The sequence below is a fragment of the Altererythrobacter sp. Z27 genome (assembly GCF_052683155.1).
In genome coordinates, this window is sequence record NZ_JBQYMC010000001.1 from 2,201,251 (window position 1) to 2,222,265 (window position 21,015).

22 protein-coding genes are annotated in these 21,015 nt (G+C 65.2%); 6 read left to right on the forward strand and 16 right to left on the reverse strand.

Features of this window, described 5'->3' with window-relative positions; all coding sequences use genetic code 11:
- Positions 1-37: 37 nt before the first annotated feature.
- The 3 genes from ACUJ47_RS10755 to ACUJ47_RS10765 form a co-directional block, all read right to left on the reverse strand.
- Positions 38-1,264: a CoA transferase gene (locus tag ACUJ47_RS10755; protein WP_445538393.1), complete on the reverse strand. Its 1,227-nt coding sequence runs from the start codon at positions 1,262-1,264 to the stop codon at positions 38-40.
- 10 nt (positions 1,265-1,274) lie between these two features.
- Positions 1,275-2,453 carry an acyl-CoA dehydrogenase family protein gene (locus ACUJ47_RS10760; protein WP_354143645.1) on the reverse strand — a complete coding sequence of 393 codons (1,179 nt, stop codon included), beginning with the start codon at positions 2,451-2,453 and terminating at the stop codon, positions 1,275-1,277.
- 213 nt (positions 2,454-2,666) lie between these two features.
- Positions 2,667-2,948 (reverse strand): hypothetical protein, encoded by a 282-nt coding sequence (locus ACUJ47_RS10765; protein ID WP_445538394.1) that lies wholly within the window; start codon positions 2,946-2,948, stop codon positions 2,667-2,669.
- A 158-nt stretch (positions 2,949-3,106) separates the two neighbouring features.
- On the opposite strand from ACUJ47_RS10765, the gene ACUJ47_RS10770 reads away from it, so the two are divergent.
- On the forward strand, positions 3,107-4,000 hold the full coding sequence (locus tag ACUJ47_RS10770; RefSeq protein WP_445538395.1) for an SPFH domain-containing protein: 894 nt from the start codon (positions 3,107-3,109) through the stop codon (positions 3,998-4,000).
- Positions 4,001-4,018: 18 nt separating this feature from the next.
- Complete coding sequence (locus ACUJ47_RS10775; RefSeq protein WP_445538396.1) at positions 4,019-4,222, forward strand: toxin-antitoxin system HicB family antitoxin; 204 nt, start codon at positions 4,019-4,021, stop codon at positions 4,220-4,222.
- Positions 4,223-4,328: 106 nt separating this feature from the next.
- Here ACUJ47_RS10775 and ACUJ47_RS10780 read toward each other — a convergent pair whose 3' ends face one another.
- Positions 4,329-5,063, reverse strand: coding sequence for a hypothetical protein (locus ACUJ47_RS10780; RefSeq protein WP_445538397.1), 735 nt, complete (start codon positions 5,061-5,063; stop codon positions 4,329-4,331).
- A 115-nt stretch (positions 5,064-5,178) separates the two neighbouring features.
- The gene (gene ribA / locus ACUJ47_RS10785; protein ID WP_445538398.1) at positions 5,179-6,105 is read right to left on the reverse strand and encodes a GTP cyclohydrolase II; all 927 of its coding nucleotides are present in this window, start codon (positions 6,103-6,105) and stop codon (positions 5,179-5,181) included.
- Between ribA and ACUJ47_RS10790 the strand changes: the two genes are divergently transcribed.
- The gene (locus tag ACUJ47_RS10790) at positions 6,098-6,256 is read left to right on the forward strand and encodes a hypothetical protein (RefSeq protein ID WP_445538399.1); all 159 of its coding nucleotides are present in this window, start codon (positions 6,098-6,100) and stop codon (positions 6,254-6,256) included. The genes ribA and ACUJ47_RS10790 overlap by 8 nt on opposite strands.
- Here ACUJ47_RS10790 and ACUJ47_RS10795 read toward each other — a convergent pair.
- Positions 6,246-7,040 (reverse strand): exodeoxyribonuclease III, encoded by a 795-nt coding sequence (locus tag ACUJ47_RS10795; protein ID WP_445538400.1) that lies wholly within the window; start codon positions 7,038-7,040, stop codon positions 6,246-6,248. The two genes, ACUJ47_RS10790 and ACUJ47_RS10795, sit on opposite strands and share 11 nt — an antisense overlap.
- A 136-nt stretch (positions 7,041-7,176) precedes the next feature.
- On the opposite strand from ACUJ47_RS10795, the gene ACUJ47_RS10800 reads away from it, so the two are divergent.
- Positions 7,177-8,619, forward strand: coding sequence for an alkaline phosphatase (locus tag ACUJ47_RS10800; RefSeq protein ID WP_445538401.1), 1,443 nt, complete (start codon positions 7,177-7,179; stop codon positions 8,617-8,619).
- Positions 8,620-8,977: 358 nt separating this feature from the next.
- Here ACUJ47_RS10800 and ACUJ47_RS10805 read toward each other — a convergent pair whose 3' ends face one another.
- The 5 genes from ACUJ47_RS10805 to pabB all read right to left on the reverse strand — a co-directional run bounded on the left by ACUJ47_RS10805 (position 8,978) and on the right by pabB (position 12,889).
- Positions 8,978-9,643 (reverse strand): LolA family protein, encoded by a 666-nt coding sequence (locus ACUJ47_RS10805; RefSeq protein WP_445538889.1) that lies wholly within the window; start codon positions 9,641-9,643, stop codon positions 8,978-8,980.
- Between the two features lie 72 nt (positions 9,644-9,715).
- Complete coding sequence (rpmG, locus tag ACUJ47_RS10810) at positions 9,716-9,883, reverse strand: 50S ribosomal protein L33 (protein ID WP_034961594.1); 168 nt, start codon at positions 9,881-9,883, stop codon at positions 9,716-9,718.
- A gap of 122 nt (positions 9,884-10,005) precedes the next feature.
- Positions 10,006-10,425: an alternative ribosome rescue aminoacyl-tRNA hydrolase ArfB gene (arfB, locus tag ACUJ47_RS10815; RefSeq protein ID WP_445538402.1), complete on the reverse strand. Its 420-nt coding sequence runs from the start codon at positions 10,423-10,425 to the stop codon at positions 10,006-10,008.
- Positions 10,407-11,084, reverse strand: a complete 678-nt coding sequence (locus ACUJ47_RS10820; RefSeq protein ID WP_445538403.1) for an RluA family pseudouridine synthase — start codon at positions 11,082-11,084, stop codon at positions 10,407-10,409. Before ACUJ47_RS10820 ends, arfB begins: the two co-directional genes overlap by 19 nt.
- Positions 11,081-12,889, reverse strand: a complete 1,809-nt coding sequence (gene pabB, locus ACUJ47_RS10825; protein ID WP_445538404.1) for an aminodeoxychorismate synthase component I — start codon at positions 12,887-12,889, stop codon at positions 11,081-11,083. Before pabB ends, ACUJ47_RS10820 begins: the two co-directional genes overlap by 4 nt.
- Before the next feature lie 109 nt (positions 12,890-12,998).
- Here pabB and ACUJ47_RS10830 point away from each other — a divergent pair, with 109 nt between their 5' ends.
- The gene (locus ACUJ47_RS10830; RefSeq protein WP_445538405.1) at positions 12,999-14,573 is read left to right on the forward strand and encodes a helicase HerA-like domain-containing protein; all 1,575 of its coding nucleotides are present in this window, start codon (positions 12,999-13,001) and stop codon (positions 14,571-14,573) included.
- Positions 14,574-14,586: 13 nt separating this feature from the next.
- A complete protein-coding gene (locus ACUJ47_RS10835; RefSeq protein ID WP_445538406.1) occupies positions 14,587-15,669 on the forward strand; it encodes a glutathione S-transferase family protein in 1,083 nt (360 codons plus the stop codon).
- Here ACUJ47_RS10835 and ACUJ47_RS10840 read toward each other — a convergent pair.
- The 5 genes from ACUJ47_RS10840 to ACUJ47_RS10860 all read right to left on the reverse strand — a co-directional run bounded on the left by ACUJ47_RS10840 (position 15,666) and on the right by ACUJ47_RS10860 (position 20,997).
- A complete protein-coding gene (locus ACUJ47_RS10840; protein ID WP_445538407.1) occupies positions 15,666-17,087 on the reverse strand; it encodes an ATP-binding protein in 1,422 nt (473 codons plus the stop codon). The genes ACUJ47_RS10835 and ACUJ47_RS10840 overlap by 4 nt on opposite strands.
- Positions 17,084-17,818 (reverse strand): response regulator, encoded by a 735-nt coding sequence (locus ACUJ47_RS10845; RefSeq protein ID WP_445538408.1) that lies wholly within the window; start codon positions 17,816-17,818, stop codon positions 17,084-17,086. Before ACUJ47_RS10845 ends, ACUJ47_RS10840 begins: the two co-directional genes overlap by 4 nt.
- A 55-nt stretch (positions 17,819-17,873) precedes the next feature.
- Positions 17,874-18,482 carry a hypothetical protein gene (locus tag ACUJ47_RS10850; protein WP_445538409.1) on the reverse strand — a complete coding sequence of 203 codons (609 nt, stop codon included), beginning with the start codon at positions 18,480-18,482 and terminating at the stop codon, positions 17,874-17,876.
- Positions 18,483-18,699: 217 nt separating this feature from the next.
- Complete coding sequence (locus ACUJ47_RS10855; protein WP_445538410.1) at positions 18,700-19,092, reverse strand: VOC family protein; 393 nt, start codon at positions 19,090-19,092, stop codon at positions 18,700-18,702.
- A 99-nt stretch (positions 19,093-19,191) separates the two neighbouring features.
- Complete coding sequence (locus tag ACUJ47_RS10860) at positions 19,192-20,997, reverse strand: aminopeptidase P family protein (RefSeq protein ID WP_445538411.1); 1,806 nt, start codon at positions 20,995-20,997, stop codon at positions 19,192-19,194.
- Between the last annotated feature and the right edge of the window lie 18 nt (positions 20,998-21,015).

The following is a 21,015-nucleotide window of genomic DNA, read 5'->3' on the forward strand; positions in this document are numbered from 1 at the left end:
AAAACGCCGGGCTTCGACAAGCTCAGCCCGAACGGTTTCAGTTCCTGTCCGACAATGCCACGGTGCCGGCATCGATCAGCCGGCCGATCTCACCTGATGACAGCCCCAGCCTCTCGGCCAGGACTTCTTCGCTGTGCTGCCCCAGATAGGGGGCGGGTCTGGGGTCGCCGACCTGCTTTTCGGGCATGTGCGCAAAGCTGCGCGTTGCCGGATAGCCGAAGCCTGAGGGGTTGGCGGGCGAAGGGCCGAACAGCGGGTTGTCCGCCACCAGCACCGGATCGTTCGCGGCTTCGTGCATGGTGCGATAGCGCTCGAAAGTACAGCCTTGCCCGGCCAGCCGCGCAGCCAGGTCGGCATAATCGTGCCGTTCGGAAGCGGCCTGGAACAGGTCGAACAGCCGCTTGCGGTGAACGAAGCGGGGCGTGTCGCCATCGGCGAAGCGGACCCCTAACTCGGCTTCGAGTTCGGCGATCTCGTCAGCGACATCGAAGGCGGCGACCAGCCCGCTCCACTGCTTGGGCGTGAGCGCGGCGACCATGAAGCGCTGGCCGTCGCGGCTCCTGAAGTCGCGCCCGAAGGCGCCCCAGATCGCATTGCCCAGCCGCGGGCGGTCCGAACCCCGATAGAGCATTTCGGCGAGCGAGCCCGAATTGGCCATGGTCCCGATCGCGACATCGCCCAGCGGCACGCGCACTTCGCTACCTTCGCCGCTTGCGTCGCGATGGCGCAGCGCGGCCAGCAGCGCGAAAGCCGAATAGGCGCCGGTGATGAAATCCCATGCGGGCAGCACCTGGTTGACCGGCGGGGCCGTGGCCGGGTCCCACTCTTCCGGGCCGCACATCAGCGGGTATCCGCTGGCGGCGTTTACGGTGAAATCCATCGCTTGCCGCCCGTCGTGCCAGCCCATGATCCGCACGCTGACCATGTCCTGCCGGCGCGCCGCGAGCGCGGCATGGCTCATGAAGCTCTTCTTAGGCAGATTGGTGATGCACTGGCCGGTTTTCGCAGCGAGTTCGACCAGCAGTTCGCGCCCTTCGCCCGATTGCAGGTCGAGCGCGACCGACTTTTTCGCGCGGTTGAGGTTTTCCCAGCTGAGAGAGCGGCCTTCGCTGGTCAGCATGTAGCGGTTGTAGTCGAGCCCGCCCGCCTTGTGATCGACGCGGATCACTTCCGCGCCCATCTGCGCGCAATAGAGCCCGGCGGTGGGCGAGGCGACGAAGCTCGACACCTCGATGATCGATAGTCCCGAAAGCAGCTGGTACATTTGCGGTCCCTCAGCCGTGCTCAGCAGCCCACTCGCGCAGCATGTGCTTGGCGATTTGCAGCTGCAGGATCTGAGTGGTGCCTTCGTAGATGCGGTAGATGCGCGCATCGCGGAAGAAGCGCTCGGCGTCATATTCGGCGAGGTAGCCCGCGCCGCCATAGATCTGAACCACGCGGTCGACCACGCGGCCGCACATTTCCGAAGCGAACACCTTGAAGGCGGCGGCCTTGCGCAGGATGTTCTCGCCCGCATCGGCGCGCGCGGTCACATCGGCCATCATGCATTCGGCAGCGTAGATCTCGGTCTCGCTTTCTGCCAGCATCTGCTGGATCAGCTGGAAATTGGCGATGGGTTCGCCAAACGCCTTGCGCTCATTGGCATAGCGGATAGCGCTGTCGAGCGCGCGGCGGGCATAGCCGGTCGAGGCGGCGCCAACCGAGATGCGACCATTGTCGAGGCTCTTCATCGCAAAGATGAAACCCTTGCCGGTCTCGCCGCCCAGCAGCGCTTCGCCCGGGACATGGACGTCTTCCAGGATAATGTCGGCGATGTGGCTGCCCGACTGGCCCATCTTGTGATCGGCGCTGCCCACGGTTACGCCGGGGGCATCCATCGGGACCAGGAAAGCGCTGACATGCGCGTTCTTGGGCAGGTTTTCCTTTTCGGTGCGCGCCATGATCAGCCCGACATTCGCATGCGGCGCATTGGTGATGTAGCGCTTGGTGCCGTTGAGGATCCAGCCATTGCCCGAAGGATCGGGCTTGGCGAAGGTCTGCATCGCGGCGCTGTCCGATCCCGAGCCGGGTTCGGTCAGGCCGAAGCAGGCGATCTCGCCCGCGGCGATGCGCGGCCACCATTCGGCCTTCTGCGCTTCGGTCGCGCCGTTCTTGATCGCCGAATTGAACATGCCGACATTGATCGAGAAGATCGAGCGGAAGGCCGGCGCGGCATAGCTCATGCACTTCACCGTGCGCGCATATTGCGTGACGTTGAGACCGGCGCCGCCATATTCTTCCGGCACCGTCAGCCCGAACAGCCCCATGTCCTTCATCTCCTTGACGATGTCGTCAGGGATGCGGTCGTTGGCGATTACTTCCTTTTCCGCCGGGATCAGCCGCTCGCGTACATAGCGTTCGAGCTGGTCGATGAACTGTTCGAAGATTTCGGGGTCCATGCCGGTCTGCTGCATCGATCTGGTATCCTCTCGCTGTTGCCCAGCTGTGGTGGCGTTGGCTCGGTTTGGGCCTGCTCATCCAAGCGTGCGGTTCGACTGTCGCCTGCCCATTATGGCAGGAGTGTGCGCCCACTCCATAACGCCCGTGTCGAAAAGGAAAAGCGGACGAATCGCCGCCTGGCAATCCGTCCGCTCGTTCGTCCGTCAGCGCAAGCGGCGCTGCGCGTCTTATTCGGTGGCGTCGGCGGCGGTCCCGGCGGCAGCTTCCGCAGCGGCGGCGACATCGGCGGCGGCATCGGCGGCTTCGGTTGCGGTCTGTTCGCTCACGGCGGTTTCGTCGGTATTGGCGTCGGCGTCTTCCGCCGGAGCGTCAGTCACGCCTTCGAGCGCGGCATCCGCCGGCATTTCGACAGTGTCGGCCTCTGCGTCGATCGAGGCGTCGTCGGCACCGCCGCATGCAGCGAGCGCGAACGTGCCGGCCAGAGCGAACAGCAGCGTGGTCTTCTTCATTTCATTCTCTCCTGAAAATTTCCCGGCATCGGGCAAACACACGGTTCGATAACCCGTGAGGCCCGATCGTGCAATCGCGCTTGCAATTGCCACCGGATGATATAAATATGATATCATCATTTACGAGGTGGATTGCTATGACAATGGAACTCAAAGGGATGAAGACGAGCAGCGAAAGCGCGGCGCACAGCTATAATGGCTATGTCATGCTGATCGTGCTGACGCTGCTCGTGGTGCTCATAATCTGGTCGATCAGCGGCGGCGCTCCGCCCATGGGTGCGGAGAAGAGCGCCAAACTGCTGTTTGTCGGGCGGCTGCTGGGCGCGGTCTTCGGCATCCTGATCGTCGCATCGGGCTTCTTCATGATCCAGCCCAACCAGGCGGCGGTTATCACGCTGTTCGGCGAATATCGCGGGACCGAACGCCGCGAGGGTCTGCGCTGGGTGTGGCCGTGGATGATGCGCAAGAAGATTTCGGCGCGCGCGCACAACGTCCATTCGGAACGGGTCAAGATCAACGATTTGCGCGGCAACCCGATCGAGATCGCCTGCAATGTCGTGTGGCGCGTTTCGGACACCGCGCAAGCGGCCTTCGATGTCGACGACTATAAGGAATTCGTGAACATCCAGATCGAAGCGGGGCTGCGCACAGTTGGTGCGCGCCATCCCTATGACGACATGAGCGACGAGGACGAAACGACGCTGCGCGGCAGCGCCGATGTGGTCAATCGCGAGCTGTGCGAGGAACTGAACGACCGCCTGCGCGTGGCCGGGATCGTGGTCGACGAAGCGGGCCTGACGCACCTTGCCTATGCGCCTGAAATCGCCGGGGCCATGCTGCGTCGGCAGCAGGCCGATGCCGTGATCGCGGCGCGGCAAAAAGTGGTGCTGGGCGCAGTCGGCATGGTCGAGGACGCGCTGGGCAAGCTCGCTGCCGACGGCATCGTCGAGCTCGATGACGAGCGTAAGGCGACCATGGTTTCGAACCTGATGGTGGTGCTGTGCGGCGAGCGCGACGCCCAGCCGGTCGTCAACGCGGGATCGCTTTACTAAGCGAGGGAGCCTCGGCGCATGACGGGCGCAAGCAAAAAGGCCTTCGCTTTGCGGCTCGACCCGGCGGTGCACGCCGCGGTCGAGCGGCTGGCGGCGGCTGAATTGCGCAGCGCCAATGCCGAGATAGAAATCCTCCTGCGCGAAGCGCTCGCTCGCCGCGGCATCAAGGTAACCCCCAGCGACAAGCCGCGCCGTGGCAGGCCACCCAAGCCGGAAAGTTGATTCAGCTGGAGGCAGGGCTCACTTTAGCAAATGCCCCGATCGGTCGCGTTTTGTGGCGAGATAGCGCGCATTGTGCGGGCTTCTAGGCAGCTGATGCGGCAGTAAGCTATTCGCCTGCCGGACGATAGGCTATTTCATCGCCGTATTTTGAATCCCGCTTGCTGCCAAGCGTTACCACGACGGTTCCCAATCTGCGCTCTGTCGAGTTGGGGGTTATCATGCTGCCAGCAGGGGCCACGCCAGAGAACAACCTTTTGTCGACCTTTTGATCGTTTACGAACAGACCCGACGAACCGTCACTGTCGACAAGTATTCCTGCGCCCTCTCCGAGCTTGCTGTCCATGCCCATGACTACTCGATCAAGCTTGCCTTCCTTGTTCTTGATGAGGCCGAACCCGCCTCGCTCCAACCCATTCACATCAGCAAACGTGATCCCGTATTGGTTACCGATCCGCACGCCGTTGAGCGGGTCCGGAACCGGGCCACCAACAGCGACGCGATCATGACCGTTTTCATCAATCACGAGCATTCCAAAGACATCGTTGTCGAGCCCTGCCATCGGTGAAGTGTCGCCGCCCCGATAGAGCCACGAGAAGGACTCGTTGCGCTTTTCGAGATTGGTTCGCAGCCGTTCCGCCACCGTCGGTGCCGGCGCGCCAATCAGAATGCGCGCACGCCCTTCGCTGTCTTCAATTACGATACCTTTCGTTCGAATAACCTCATCCTGCGGCGCAGCAAATCCCGCCGCCAGAAGGACTATGAGCAAACAAGCGAGCACGGTCACCGCCAGCTTGAGATTACGAACTGAAGCTTGAAGTTGACTCGTTTCTGCTATTGTCATTTTCCGTGCCCAGATCAAGGATTGCCAAGCGATGAGAATGACAGGCTGCTGAGACAGATGCGATTGATTTGATGTACTAGTTTACAAAACCATGACTGCTCAGCAGCTGCCAGGTTCACTTGAGCAAATGCCCCGATCGGTCGCGCTTGGTGGCGAGATAGCGCGCATTGTGCGGGTTTTCGGGCAGCTGGTGCGGCACGCGCTCGGTTACTTCGATACCGGCGGCTTCAAGCGCCGCGACCTTCTTCGGATTGTTGGTCATCAGCCGCACCTTTCGCGCGCCGAGCAATACGAGCATGCGCGCTGCGGTGGGGAAATCGCGCGCTTCGTCGGGCAGGCCCAGCCGCTGGTTGGCTTCGACCGTGTCGAAGCCCTGATCCTGCAGGCGATAGGCGCGCAGCTTGTTGACGAGGCCGATCCCGCGCCCTTCCTGCCGCAGGTAGAGCAGCGCGCCCCAGCCGCCGCGCGCGGCCTCTTCGGCCACCGCCGCCAGCGCCGCATCGAGCTGCGGGCCGCAATCGCACTTGAGGCTGCCGAGAATGTCGCCGGTGAGGCATTCGGAATGGAGCCGCACCAGCGGAATGACATCGCCGCGCTGCGCGCCGATCACCAGCGCGACATGTTCGCGCGTGTCGTCGGCGCTGCGGAAAGCGACGATCTCGGCGGTGTCGCTGGCGCTGACGGGCAGATGCGCGCGGGTCGCGATCGACAGCTGCGCGCGGTCGGCCCAGTCGGCAAGGTCGCTTGCAGCGACCGGCACCGCTTCGCCCGCATTGTCGGGACCGACCAAAAACGCCGGCAAGATTCCCGCAATCCGCGCGAGTTCGAGCGCGGCTTCGGCCACTTCGCGCCAGTCGAGCGCTTCGGCCCGGTATGGGCCCTTGAACGGGTTGGCGAGATCGAGCGCCGGATCGGCCACTGCGCGCGCTTCGAGCAGCTTGAAAGGCTCGCCGCTGCGGATCAACACTGGGGCATGCGGCACGGCGGCTTCGCGCTGGTTGGCGAGCTTGAGCGTGGCGGCGCGCGCCGCCGAAATGAGCATAAGATCGGCGCTGGCGCCCGGTGCCGCGGCGGTTTCCACGGGCAGCAGCACCGGCCCGCCTTCGAACGCCAGCGGCCAGCCGTGGCGCAGCGCATCGATCGCCTGCGCGACCCGCCGCGAGGGCGAAGGCGCATGGCCCGTCAGAGGCTGAACTCCGTGATCAGCGGCACGTGGTCGCTCGGCTTTTCCCAGTCGCGCGCATCCTCGCGCAGCCGGTGGCCGCTTGCCTGCTGCGCCAGCTCGGCGCTGGCCCACATATGGTCGAGCCGCCGCCCGCGATCGTTCGCCTTCCAGTCCTTCGCGCGATAGCTCCACCAGCTGTAATAGCGCTCGGGATCGCGGATGAACTCGCGCCCGATATCGGTCCAGCCATGCGCGTCCTTGAAGCGCTGCAAGGTATCGACCTCGAGCGGCGTGTGGCTGACGACATTGAGCAGCTGCTTGTGGTTCCACACGTCGCTTTCGAGCGGGGCGATGTTGAAATCGCCGACGATCACCGTGGGTCGGTCGAGCTTGTCGGCCCAGCGCGTCATCCGCTCGAGGAAATCGAGCTTCTGCCCGAACTTGGGGTTGATGCTGCGGTCTGGCTCGTCGCCCCCGGCGGGGATGTAGACGTTCTCGACCACGATTCCCTGGCCCGGGCCAAGCAGCTCCACCCCGACATGGCGCGCTTCGCCATTGTCCTGCCAGTCGTGCCGGGAGAATTCGCGCAGCGGGATGCGGCTCACGGTTGCGACGCCGTGATAGCCCTTCTGCCCGTGCACCGCCTGATGCTCGTAACCCAGCGCCGCCAGCGCCTCGGCAGGGAACTGGTGCTCCTGGCACTTGATCTCCTGCAGGCACAGCACATCGGGCGCCTCTTCCTTGAGAAAACGTTCGACGATCGGCAGCCGCAGCCGCACCGAATTGATGTTCCAGGTAGCGATAGAAACCATGGCGGGGGGCTTAGGATGAGCGCGCAGGAAAATCCACCGCCCTCATGTAGCGAAGCGGTAGGGCGCAAAATCAACCTTTCGCTTTCCCGTCACATTGTTTGCGGATAGCGAGCGCTGGCAATTAGGAGATTCTGCCATGATCCGCGCGCGTCGCACGCTCACTTTCGCTGCCTTGTTGGCCCTTCCGCTGGCCGCCTGCACCACTGCGGCCGCATCGCAAGCGCCGGTGGTGAGCGCTTCCGCACCGGCGACCGTACAGGCCGAGCCCAAGGCGAAGAACGTGATCCTGTTCATCGGCGACGGCATGGGCATCTCCACCATCACCGCCGCGCGCATCTATGCCGGGCAGAAGCATGGCCAGACCGGCGAGGAATATGTGCTGCCGTTCGAGCGGTTCCAGAACGTCGCGCTGGTCAAGACCTACAACACCAATGCGCAGGTGCCCGACAGCGCGGGCACGGCCAGCGCCATGCACACCGGGATCAAGACGCGGATCGGCATGCTCGGGGTCGGCCCCGAAACGCCGCACAGCGATTGCCCTGCCGCGCTGGCGCATCGCCTGCCGACTTTGGGCGAACAGGCGAAGGAGCGCGGGCTTGCGCTGGGGATCGTCAGCACCGCGCGCATCACCCATGCGACGCCTGCGGCGGTCTATGCGCATGTGCCCAACCGCGATTGGGAAGCCGATGCCGCCATGCCCGCCGAAGCGCGCGAACAAGGCTGCACGGACATCGCTTCGCAGCTGGTGTCGAAGGATTTCGACTTGGCGCTGGGCGGCGGGCGCGGCGCCTTCTTCGGCAAGGACAAGCGCGGGATGCGGCTCGACGCCGGTGCAGACCTGCCCGCAGCATGGGTGGCGCGCAGCGGCGGCACCTATGTCGAGACTGCGGCGCAGCTGGCTGCCGCGCCCGAAGGCAAGCCGGTGCTCGGCCTCTTTTCGCCGAGCCACATGACTTACACCGTCGACCGCGCCGCGGATTCGACCGAGCCGACGCTGACCGAGATGACCGCCACGGCGATCTCGCGCCTCGATGGCGATCCGCAGGGCTATTATTTGATGGTCGAATCGGGGCGGATCGACCACGGCCACCACGCCGGGCAGGCCGGATATGCGCTGGAAGAAGCGGTCGAATTCGCCAATGCGATCCAATATGCGATCGAGCACACCGATCCGGCGGAAACGCTGATCCTGGTGACAGCCGACCACAGCCACGTCTTCACCATGTCGGGCTATCCGCGCCGGGGCAACGACATCCTCGGCTATGTCCATTCGCCCGCTGGCGGCGAAGGCGCGGGCGGCGCTGACGACGGCCCCGCGCTGGCCGAAGACGGCAAGCCTTACACCACGCTCGGCTATGGCAACGGTCCCGGATCGATCGCGGGAATGGCCGAACGCCCGATGCCCGAAACCGGGGTGAAGGCGCACCAGCAGGCGACTATCCCGCTCGGCAGCGAAACCCATGGCGGCGAGGATGTGGCGCTGTACGGGCAGGGCCCGGGTTCCGAGCGCGTGCGCGGCGTGATCGAGCAGAATTTGATCTACGACATCATCGTCAAGGCGCTCGGCTGGAAGGATTGAACAGCACAGCGCTGTTTGATGGCACGAAACGGGCTGGCGCAGCCGGACCGCAAGGCCGACCGGCCGTCCGCAGCGGCGCGGACCTGTCCGCAAGCCGCGAGGAAATCGCGCTCGCGGACGCGAGTGCGGAATACAAGAAGTGCAAACAAAAAACCCTCGTGCCGGGGGCATTGGCACGAGGGTTCATTTGAGCGTTCGTCACGCTTGTACAAGGCATCCTTGCGGAAGGTTCGGGCAACAGGGGGGAAACCCGCCTTCGCTCGCCTTGCAAATGCAAGCTACTCCTGTTCGGCTTTCGCGTAAATGAATGGAACGCGACATTTTGTCGCATTCCTACAACCGCAGGGGGTCGAAGCGTTCAGCGCGGGCGACGAGACGACTGGCGCGGATCCTTGAAGGTGAACGCGCTGTCAGCCACTCCGACTCCGTAGCGGTGGTTGCGCAGCCGCACGGTGGTGCGCTGGTTCTGCGCATCGAGCGCCACCCAGGTATTGAGCTCGAGCCCGCCCGGTGCACCGGCGTCACGCACGAAGATCATCGTGATCATGCCGAATTCGGGCCGCTTGGGGTCGCGCACTTCGATGCTGATCACGTCGGGATTGCCGGTCGGTATCAATTTGCCGAAGCGCGAGATATCGCGAGTGGGATCGAGCAGCGCGCCCAGCGGCGAATTGCGGATCGGCCAGCGCTGGACCTGGTTGACCTCGTAATCGACGAGGTAGAGCGACCGCCCGTTCGACACGACCAGCAGCGGGATGCTCTTTTCATATTCGAAGCGAATCTTGCCGCCCTGCTTGAGCGTCATCACGCCGCTTGCGACCTGCCCCATCCGGTCGGTTTGCGAGAAATCGGCCTGCATGGTCGAAATCGAGCGCAGCGCGCTCACCGCGCGGTCGAGATCGCCTTCGGCGGCTTCGAGCTTCTGCTGGGGGGCGAACAGCGCGGCGGCTGGAGCGGCAACAAGCAAAGCGGCCGCTAGCGCGTTGCGCAGCGGCCGTGCCTTGATCGGGAAGGATTTGGTCATCATGCCTCGCCTGTTAGCCGCGAAGCATTGAACCGTCACTGAACTTCGGGCGCACCCGAAATCCATGCCAGATCACTTGATCTTGGCTTCCTTGAACTCGACGTGCTTGCGCACGACCGGGTCATACTTGCGGAAGGTCATCTTCTCGGTGATGTTCCGCGGGTTCTTCTTCGTGACATAGAAGAAGCCGGTGTCGGCGGTCGAGACCAGCCGGATCTTGACGGTTGCGGGCTTCGCCATGGCGTATTCCTAAGATCGAATGGGGGCCGTTGGGCCAAAAAACAACAGGCGACGCGCACAGCGCCGCCTCTTCGCGGCGCGCATTTGCCGATTCACGGGCAAAAGTCAAGCTGGGACAGCGCTCACCAGTCGTTGCGCGTCACCTTGCCGCGACTGGCCTTCACCGCGCCGCGCGCCTTCTTGGTCTTGAGCCGTTCGACCTTGCCCACACGGTTGAGCCGGCTCTTGGCGCGCTTCTTGGGCACGCGCTGCGCTTCTTCGAGCAGCTGCGCCAGCTTTTCGCGCGCTTCGGCCCGATTCGCTTCCTGTGTGCGGTGTTCCTTGGCGGTGACGAGCAGGTCACCCGAGAGGGTGAACCTGCTGCCCGCGACCTGCCGCAGCCGCGCGAAGACCTCGGGCGACAGGCGCAGCTTGTAGGCGTTGACCCGCAGCTGCACTTCGGTCGCGACCTTGTTGGCGTTCTGCCCGCCCGGCCCGCTTCCGGCGAGGAAGCTTTCCTCGGCCAGCGCCAGCGCGCGTTCGATCAGGCCGGGATCGCCCATTGTTCCACCGGGGGAATGCCGAAAGCGGCGAAATCGGCAGGCAGCGGGCTCGCCGCGACGATCGGCGTCTTGCCTGCGCGCTGCACCTCAAGGGTCGAGGCATGCAGCATGGTGCGGCGGCAGCGCGGATCGGGCTTGCCGTAAACCGGGTCGCCCACCAGCGGGAAGCCGAGCCCTGAAGCAGCATGAACGCGGATCTGGTGGGTCCGGCCCGTCACCGGACGGAACTCGACCAGCGTCACGCCGTCGCCTACCCACAGCCGCCGCCAGTCGGTAATCGAAGGCTTGCCTTTCTTCGCCGGAATCATGCGCCAGCCTTTCTCCTTCGAGCTGATCTTGGACAGCGCCAGCTCGATCCGGCCTTCCGCCTCATTCAGCTCGCCGGCGACGAGGCCAAGGTAGGTCTTGGCCACCGCACGCTCCTCGAAAGCGCGCGAAAACCGCGCCAGCGCCTTCGGGTTGCGTGCCAGCAGCAGGCAGCCGCTGGTGTCGGTGTCGAGCCGATGGACCGGCACGGGCGCGCGCTGGAAACCCAGCTTGAGCTGGTCGAGATGGTCTTCGAGCGAAGGCCCGCCCTTGCGCGGGCGCTCGATCGGCAGCCCGCCGGGCTTGTCGATCACCAGCGCTTCGCCGTCTTCGTAAACAATGTCGATTTTCATATCAGTTGTGCCTTGACCAGCCCGCGCACTGCGTTGCCGAGCAGGAATCCGTTCGCGAGGTCGTCCAGCGTCAGCTCGGCTTCGCGCGCCTTGCCCGCTTCGATCAGCGAGCGGCGCAGCACGCCCGGCAGCAGGCCGAGCTGCAGCGGCGGCGTGAGCAGCATTCCGTCGCGTTCCAAGAAGACGCTAGTGAAGCTGCCTTCGGTGACGAAACCGTCAGGGTGCACCAGCAGCGCTTCGTCCGCACCTTCGCCATGCGCGGCGGCGAGCGCTTCGGCATAGAAGCCGCGATCGCTGGTCTTGTGGCGCAGGCGCCAGTCGCGCGGATCGACCGGCAGCGGGAGGGCGATGCAGCACAAGGGCGCTTCCGGAGGAGCGGGGGGCGGCCCGGCTTCGAGCGCCAGCGCGCCGCGGCGCGATGCGAGCAGCCGCACCTTGCTGCGGGTTTCGAGGTTGAAGCACAGCGCCTGGATCTGGTTGCGTGCCGCATGGCGATCGAAGGAGAAGCCCAATTCGTGTGCCGAGGCCTTGATCCGCTCCAGATGCAGTTCGAGCAGGTCGATCCCGCTCTCGGGATCGAACAGCATGGTCTCGATCAAATCGCAATCGGCGACATGCTGGTCGGGCGTCGCGCGGCGCAGGAAGCCCGCCTTCACTTCGCATTCGCGCCGTTCGGCCATGGCTTCGCTGTCGGCGACGATGGCCGATCCGACCCCCATCACCGCGCGCCCGCGATTGTTCTCTTCAGGGGTCAGCCGCAGCGTGCGGATGGCGACGTTGAAGGCGGCATCGCCATTCGGGTCGATCCGGCCGATCGCTCCGCAATAGGGGCCGCGCGCATCGCGCTCGACCTCGCCGATCAGTTCCATCGCGCGGATCTTGGGTGCGCCGGTGATCGAGCCGCAGGGGAAGATCGCGCGGACGAGGTCCACCGCGCCCTTGCCCGGCTGCAGCCGGGCGCGCACGGTCGAAACCATCTGGTGCACGGTGGGATAGCTTTCGACCGTGAAGGGCGCATCGACCCGGACGCTGCCCGCTTCGGCGACGCGCGACAGATCGTTGCGCATCAGGTCCACGATCATCAAATTCTCGGCCCGGTCCTTCACCGAACCCGCGAGTTCATCGACCAGCGCGCGGTCGGCCTCTTCGGTGGCGCCGCGCGGGCGCGTGCCCTTCATCGGCTTGGCTTTCGCTTCATCGCCCCTGAGCGAGACGAACAGCTCGGGCGAAAGGCTCAGCAGCCAGTGCGACCCGTCGAACAGCAGCCCGCCATAGCCGGCCTCGGCCGCGGGGCGCAGAGCGGCGTAAAGTGCCAGCGGATCGCCGCGATAGGACCCGGCGAGCTGGTAGGTGAGGTTGACCTGGTAGATGTCGCCCGCACGGATCGCTTCCTGCAGATGGTCGAAGGCTGCGGCATAGCCACCGGTCGAAAGTTGCGGCTCCATCGGGCCGATCGAGGCTTCGCCTTCTGCCCGCTCCGCGAGCCATGCAGGCACATCGGCGGCAGGGATTTCCTGCGGGTCGTCGAACAGGCCGAGCCACACCAGCGGGCCCGCAGCTCCGCTGCGCGCATCGGCCAGCGCCGCCAGCTTCGGTTCGAGCGCAAGCCCGGCTTCATAGGCGATATAGCCCGCCAGCGTGCCGCCGCTTTCCTGCCGTGCGGCATCGGCGGCGGCGAGCGCTTCAGCGACGTCCCCCGCGAGCTGCGCCACGAAGACCTGGCGCGGGTTCTCGAACAAATGCGCAGGTGCGGCGCCGTGCGCGCGCGCGTCGTCGAGCAGGATGAAGGGAGCGGGTTGGCCCATGCGCCCTGCCTTACCGCATTCGCGCGACAAGTCGAGCACTTGACCGCGCCACCTGCGCTGCTCCACACATGGCCTCCAACTCGAGACCACAAGGACGCCAGCCACGCCCATGAGCACCATCTTCATCGGTCTCGCCGACAATGGCGAAATGCAATATCTCGACCTCGCGCGCGCCAACCGCCACGGGCTGATCGCGGGGGCCACTGGCACCGGCAAGACAGTGACGCTGCAGGGGCTGGCGGAAAGCTTTTCGGCAGAAGGCGTGCCGGTGTTCGTGGCCGATGTGAAAGGCGATTTGTCGGGCATCGCCATGCCCGGTTCGCCCACGTTCAAGCATGCCGACAAGCTGGAATCGCGCGCGAAGGAACTGGGCATGGACGACTATGCCTATTCGGACAATCCGGTGATGTTCTGGGACCTCTATGGCGAACAGGGCCACCCGATCCGCACCACCATTTCCGAAATGGGGCCACTGCTGCTCTCGCGGCTGCTCGATCTCAACGAAACGCAGGAAGGCGTGTTGCAGATCGTGTTCCGTCATGCCGACGAGAACGGGCTGCTGCTGCTCGATTTCGGCGATTTGCAATCGGTGCTCGCCTGGGCGGCGGAGAATGCCAAGGAGCTTTCGGGCACATATGGCAATGTCACCAAGCCGACAGTCGGCACGATCCAGCGCCAGCTGCTGAGCTTCGAGGCGCAGGGGGCGGACCTGTTCTTCGGCGAGCCCGCGCTCGAGATCGACGATTTCCTGAAAGTGGACGAGCAGGGGCGCGGCTATGTCAATGTGCTCGCCGCCGACAAGCTGATGCGCAGCCCCAAGCTCTACGCCACTTTCCTGCTGTGGCTGCTCGCCGAACTGTTCGAGACGCTGCCCGAAGTGGGCGACCCGGAAAAGCCCAAGCTGGTGTTCTTCTTCGACGAGGCTCACCTGCTGTTCGACGATGCGCCCAAGGCGCTGCAGGACAAGATCGAACAGGTTGTGCGCCTGATCCGTTCGAAAGGCGTGGGCGTCTATTTCGTCACGCAGAACCCGATCGACATACCGGAAGAAGTGGCGGGCCAGCTTGGCAACAGGGTGCAGCACGCCTTGCGCGCCTTTACCCCGAGGGACCAGCGCGCGATCAAGGCCGCCGCCGAAACCTTCCGTATCAACCCCAGGCTCAACGTCGCCGAAGCGATCACCGAGCTCAAGGTGGGTGAAGCGCTGGTCTCTACGCTCGATGGCGACGGTGCGCCCACCGTGGTGCAACGCACGCTGGTGAAGCCGCCGCGCAGCCGGCTGGGGCCGGTGACGCCGAAGGAGCGCGCGATCATCCAGTCGGTCAGCCCGCTCGACGGCAAATACGACCAGCTGGTCGACCGCGAGAGCGCGGAGGAAGTGCTGGCGCAGAAGGCGCTCGATGCCGCGTCCACCGCTGACGAAGTGGCGGAAAAGGGCGTGGAGGAAGTCGGCAAGCGCAGCCGCAAGACCACTTCGATCTGGGAAAAGGCGGGCAAGCGCGCGATGGGCGCCGCAGCGGGCAGCGCGGCGTCGATCGCGGCGGCGGCGGTGCTGGGCAAGAAATCGCGCGCCAACCCGATGAAGTCGGCCGCGACTTCGGCGGCGGGTGCGATCGCGACCGAGTTCGGCGGGAGCATCGCCGGGCGCTTCGTGCGCAATTTGATCGGCGGGCTGATGCGCTGAAGGGAGCCGTGCGATGTGGAAGGTCTACGGCTCGCGGGTTTCCTATTACACCGGCAAGCTCGAAGCCTATCTGCGCTACAAGGGCATACCCTACCAATCGTTGCCCACGCCCTATGGCGAAAGCCGTATGCTGGTCGAAAAGGTTGGCGCGGTGCAGATGCCGATCGTCGAGCGCGACGACGGGCGCTGGATGTCAGACACCACGCCGATACTGCTGCAGCTTGAGCGCGAGCGGCCCGAGCCAGCGATCCTGCCCGGCGACCCGGTGGTCGGCTTCATTGCGCGCCTGATCGAGGATTTTGGCGACGAATGGCTGTGGCGCCCCGCGATGCATTATCGCTGGAGCTATCCCTATGACCGGCTGCTGATCTCGAACATATTGGTCGACGAAGTAGGCGGCTTCATCAAGGCGCCGCGCTGGCTCAAGCGGCGGCGGATCGCGCATCGCCAGTTCACCAATTTCGTCGTGAAAGACGGGGTGAATGACGCCACTCGCGCGCATGTCGATGCGACCTATCTTGCGGCGCTCGACGCGATGTCGGCCATGCTGGCCAACCGGCCATACCTGCTGGGCGATGCGCCGTCGCTGGCGGATTTCGGGATGATGGGGCCGATGTTCCGCCATTTCGGGCAGGACCCGACCCCGGCGGAGATCATGCGCAATCGCGCGCCGCTGGTGTTCGAATGGGTCGCGCGGATGTGGAATGCGGACGGTGTTTCGCAGCCGTATTTCGTCGATGCGGTGCCCAATGATGCTGCCGCGCTGCTGCGCGAGATCTGCGAGACGCATCTTGTCCAGTATCGCGAGAATGCGGCGGCCTATGCGCGCGGCGACACGCATTTCGCGATGACAGTGCAAGGCGTCCATTACGCGAAGCTGCCCGTGTCGCGCTATCGGCTGTGGTGCCTCGAACAGTTGCGGGCGGGTTTTGCCGCACTGGATGCACAGGCGCAGGAGCGGGTCCGCGCCCTGCTGCCGCATCATGACGCTGCGATCCTTTGGGAAGGCGAGGTCACCGCTTCGGGCTTCAATGAAGACGATCACTTGCCGTTCGGCAAGGCGATCAACGTCTATGGGCAGGGAACCCCGCCCTAGCGCAGCGGCAGGCGGATTTCCGCGCGGAGCCCGCCTTCGGGCCGATTGGCGAGGACCAGCGAACCGCCGTGCTGTTCGGCGATTGCGCGCGACAGCGTAAGTCCCAGCCCCGCGCCACCGGTGGCGCGGTTGCGGCTTGCGTCGCCGCGCGCGAATGGCTCCATCATCGCTTCCATCAGGTCCTCGGGAATTCCCGGCCCGTCGTCGTCGATGCGGATCGTGGCAGAAACAGGCCCCTGCAAGATTGCGACCCGCGCCCCGCCACCATAGCGCAGCGCATTGTCGATTAGATTACGGATCGCGCGGCGCAACAGTGTAGCGCGCAGCGGCAGCGCAATGCGCGGAGTTTCGCCCAGGCTGACCGGCTCGCCCAAATCCTCATATTCGCCGACCACTGACGCGACCAGCGCGGACAAGTCGGTCCGCTCGCTGGCTTCGCCGGACCTACCCAGTCGCGCCAGTTCGAGGATGTCGTCGAGCGTGCGGGTGATGTCTTCGATGCTTTGCGCCATGCGCGCGCGCTGCGTTTCGTCCGGCACACTTTCGATCCGCACGCGGAGCGCGGCGAGCGGAGTCTTGAGGTCATGCCCGATCGCGCCAAGCATCACGTCCTTCTCGTCGAGCAGCGCGAGGATGCGGGTTTCCATCGCATTATGCGCGGCAATCAGCCGGCGCATGTCGTCCGGCCCGCGCTCTTCGAGTAATGGCGCACGTTCGGGCTTGTTCGAGAAATGGCTGACCCGGTCGGTGAGTTCGGCGAGCGGGCGGGTCATGCGCCGCAGCACCACGAACAGCAGCGTGAACAGGACCGTGAAGATCACCAGCGTCTGGAGCAGGATCGAACCGATCATGCCGCGCGCGCGGGGAGGGAGCGGCTGGCGCACCACAGCCCATCCGCTGCCGTCGGCGCGCTCGATCCCGGCCACCAGGATCTGGCGTTCGCGCCAGTCGCGCGGGCCAAGCCGACGCTGCATGCGCGGCCGCTCCGCCACCAGCGGATCCGCGCCCGCGAGCCGGATGGTGATCGCGATGTCGAGCGGAGTGAGGCCCTGCCCAGCCAGCACTTCGGCCAGCGCCTCTTCATAGCGCGGCAGGCGCTGTTCGCCGGGCAGCAGGGGTGAAACGTCGCTTCGTTCGATCCCGTCGCGCCTCATACGCGCCATGCGGCGCGGCGGCAGGCCGCGCTCTGCCCGCATGGCCGCGCGCATCGCTTCGCGTTCGGCGGAGCGCTTGTCTTCAGTGATCAGGCGCAGCGCGATCTCGTTGATCGCGGTCGCATCGCGGCGTTGCTCGGCTGCGCGGTAGAGCAGCACGCCCGAGATTGCCTGGCCCACCAGCAGGCCGAGCGCGAGCACCAGCATGACCTGCCCCAGCAGGCTGCTCGGCAGCAGGCGGCGGGGATCGAGCCGCGCCATCATTCGTTCGGCCCGATCCGCGCGACGTCGGCGGCGAAGCGATAGCCGCCACCGCGCACGGTCAGGATCAGCTGCGGGTTGCGGCTGTCGACTTCGATCTTGCGGCGCAGGCGGCTGATCTGGTTGTCGACCGCGCGATCGAACAGATGTGCCTCGCGGCCCTGCACCATGTCGAGCAGGCGGTCGCGGTCGAGCACTTCGCGCGGGAAATCGAGGAAAGAGCGGAGCATGCGGAATTCGGCGGTAGAGATCGGCACCAGCGTGCCTTGCGGGTCGGTGAGGCGGCGCTTGAGCGGATCGAGCCGCCAGCCTTCGAACTGGTAGTGCCAATCCTCGATGCCGGTGGGGGCGGGCCCTCGCCCCGCGCGGCGCAGCACCGAACGGATGCGGGCGACCAGTTCGCGCGGCTCGAACGGCTTCACGATATAATCGTCGGCGCCCATTTCGAGCCCGACGATACGGTCCATCGCTTCTCCGCGCGCGGTGAGCAGGATCACGGGAACCTGGCGGGTTTCGACCAAATGGCGAGTAAGCGAGAGCCCGTCTTCGCCCGGCATCATGATGTCGAGCAGCACCAGATCGGGATGCTCGCGCGCCAGCTCGCTGCGCGCCAGCGCGGCGTTTTCGGCCTGGCGAACGCTGAACCCCTGGCCGGTGAGATACTCGGCCAGGGGTTCGCGCAGGGTCGGTTCGTCATCGACCAGCAGCAGTTTGATGGGCGCGTCTTGCGTCATGCCCCGCCACCTTGCCGCACTAGCCGCCCCTGCTCAACCGGAAGTGACGGCTGGCTCAGTCGGCCGGACGCTGCTGGCGGCGTTCCTGCATGCGGGCACGCATCGCTTCGTGCGCGGCCTTGCGTTCTTCGGCCGTGATCCCGCCCGAACCGTCCGCATCCATGCGCGCGAAACGCTTGGCAGCTGCGGCTTCGAATTCGGCGCGGGTGATTGACTTGTCGCCATCGGTGTCTGCGCCGCGCAACATCATGCCGAGGCCGCCCGGGCCACGACGTCCGCCGGGGCCACGCATCTCGCCATCGGGGCGCTTGCCGCCACGTTCCGCCATTTTGGCGCGGCGTTCGCCCATTTTGGCGGCGCGCGCTTCGCGTGCAGCCTTGAGTTCGGCCTGGCTCAGTTCGCCATTGCCGTCGGTATCCATCTTGGCGAAACGCTGCGCCTGGCGCGCTTCGCGATCGGCCTTGTTGAGCAGGCCGTCGCCATTGAGGTCCATCCGGTCGAACATCTTGCCGACCTGGGCATTGTGTTCGGCCAGCGTCACGATGCCGTCGCCGTCGGCGTCGGGATTGGCGCCGCGCTTGCCGCCGTGGTGGTCGGCATGGGCGATCGTTGCGCCGCCGAGCGCGAGCGCTGCAGCCGAGAGAGTGAGAGTGAACTTACGCATAATCCTTGCTCCTGCGGTTTTCAGGGGAGCTGCGAAGGGCCCGCCCGGCCACCAAGGGGGAGGAAGAGGCCGTGAAATCGGGACAGAAGCCCTTCGCAACTCACCCTGCCGTTCTAACCCCGCTGTGTCGCAGGATTATGCCGGATTTGCGCGAGTTTGTCGCGGTTTGTATTGCGCTGCACGCGGCGTTCACCCGCGCGCAAGCCCGGAGCGGTCGCTAGGCGTCCGCCATGCAGAAAGCATTGAGCTTGTTGCCGTCGGGGTCGCGGAAATAGCCGGCGTAGAACACCTTGCCATTGGCGTCGGCGTCACCGCGCGGGCCGGGCGCGCCTTCATCGCTGCCGCCATGCGCCATCGCGATATCATACAGCCGGTGGACCTGCGCGGTGTCGTTCGCCTGGATCGCAACCATGGTGCCATTGCCGACGGTGGCTTCCTTGCCATCGAAGGGCTTGGTCGCAGCGATCCCGGCGCCGCCGTCCCACGTGCCCCAGGCGATGAAGCTGTCGAATTCCATCATCCGCCCGACGCCCATTTCCGCCGCGATCGCATCGTAGAAGCGCGCCGCCAGCGCCAAATCATTGGTGCCCAGCGTGACATATCCAATCATGCATCTTCTCCCATTCGCGCCGCGCCGATCGCGACTCGCCGAATGGAACATTACGGGAACACACGAATTCCTACAAGCGGAATCCCCGCCCCGGCAGAGCTAGAGCTGGGCGCAATGCCGTTCGAGCCACGCCAGATCCTCGCCTTCGAGCTGCGGTGCAAGGATCGCGCGGACCTGCGCATGGTAGTCGTTCCACCAGGCGATCTCGGTTTCAGTCAGCAGGCCCTTTTCGACCAACGTCCGGTCGATCGGCACGAAAGTGAGCGTCTCGAAGCCGAGATAGTCGCCTTCCGCGCCCTCGATCGTGCGCTTCTCGACCAGCACCAAATTCTCGATCCGGATGCCGAAATGGCCCTGCTTGTAATAGCCCGGCTCGTTCGACAGGATCATGCCGGCGAACAATTCCTGATCGGTGCCCGCCTGCCCGCCCGAAGGCTTGGCGATCCGCTGCGGCCCTTCGTGCACCGACAGGAAGCTGCCCACGCCGTGGCCGGTGCCGTGGGCATAATCGACCCCGGCTTCCCACAGATACTGCCGCGCGAAACCGTCAAGCTGCCCGCCGCTGGTCCCCTGCGGGAACACTGCGCGCGCGATCTGGATATGGCCCTTGAGTACGCGGGTGTAGCGGTCTTTCATCTCCGCCGTCGGCTCGCCCGGGCCGATCCACACCGTGCGAGTGATGTCAGTGGTGCCCGCTGGGTACTGCCCGCCCGAATCGACGAGGTAGATGCTAGAAGGCGGGATCGGGATATTGCTGTCTTCATCCACCTTGTAATGCGGCAGAGCGGCGTGCGGCCCGGCAGCCGAGATCGTGTCAAACGACAGGTCCCTGAGGTTGCCCAGTTCCTCGCGGAACTCGCGCAGCTTGGCAGCGGCGGCCAGCTCGTCGACTTCGCCCGAAGGGGCGGTTTCCTCGATCCAGCGCAGGAAGCGGGCCACTGCCGCGCCGTCGCGCGCTTGCGCGTCGCGCTGTCCCTGCTGTTCGACCGGGTTCTTGATCGCGCGCGGCAGGATGGTGGGGTCGCGCTCGAAGCTCACCGTCGCGCCGCCCGCTTCGAGCAGCTGCGCGATCGCGTCGACGCCGTAATTGGGATCGACCGCCACGCTTTTGCCCTTCATCGCGCCTAAAGCCGAAGCGAAGCTGCTGCGTTCGCGCACCGAAACCGCATTGCCGAGATGCTGCGCCAGTTCGGGCGTGACCTTCTCCGAAGCGATGAACAGTTCCGCCGTGCCGTCGGCATGGGCGACGACATAGCTCAGCGCCACCGGCGTATGCGACACATCGGCGCCGCGGATATTGAGCAGCCAAGCGACGGAATCGAGCGCCGAGATCACTGCCGCATCATGCCCTTCGCGCTTGAGCCAGTCGGCGATTTCAGCGCGCTTTTCCGACGAGCTGCGCCCGGCGAGCGCATTGTCCTGCACGATCGCGGGCGCGGGAGAGGGTTCGGGCTGGTCCTGCCACACCGCGTCGATCGGGTTGCTGTCGACCGCGACCAGTTCGGCCCCGGCCTTGGCGGCAGCCTTGGCGGTGGCTTGCGCCCACTGGCGGCTGTGCAGCCACGGGTCGTAGCCGATCCGCGCACCCTGCTGCGCCTGCTCGCCGATCCAGCCGCCGATCGTATCCTTAGGCACCGAGCGGTATTCGAACAGCTTTTCGTCGACCTGGTCGCGCACTTGCACGGTGTAGCGCCCGTCAACGAAGATCGCCGCCTTGTCGAGCATAACGACCGCACTGCCGGCCGATCCGCCGAAGCCGGTGAGCCATTGCAGCCGCTGGGCATAGGCGCCGACATATTCGCTCATATGTTCGTCGGAAATCGGCACGATGAAGCCGTCGAGCCCGCGGCGCTTGAGTTCCTGACGAAGCGCGGCGAGGCGGGCTTCATGGGTCTGCATAAGCATTTGATCGATCCTGCATTG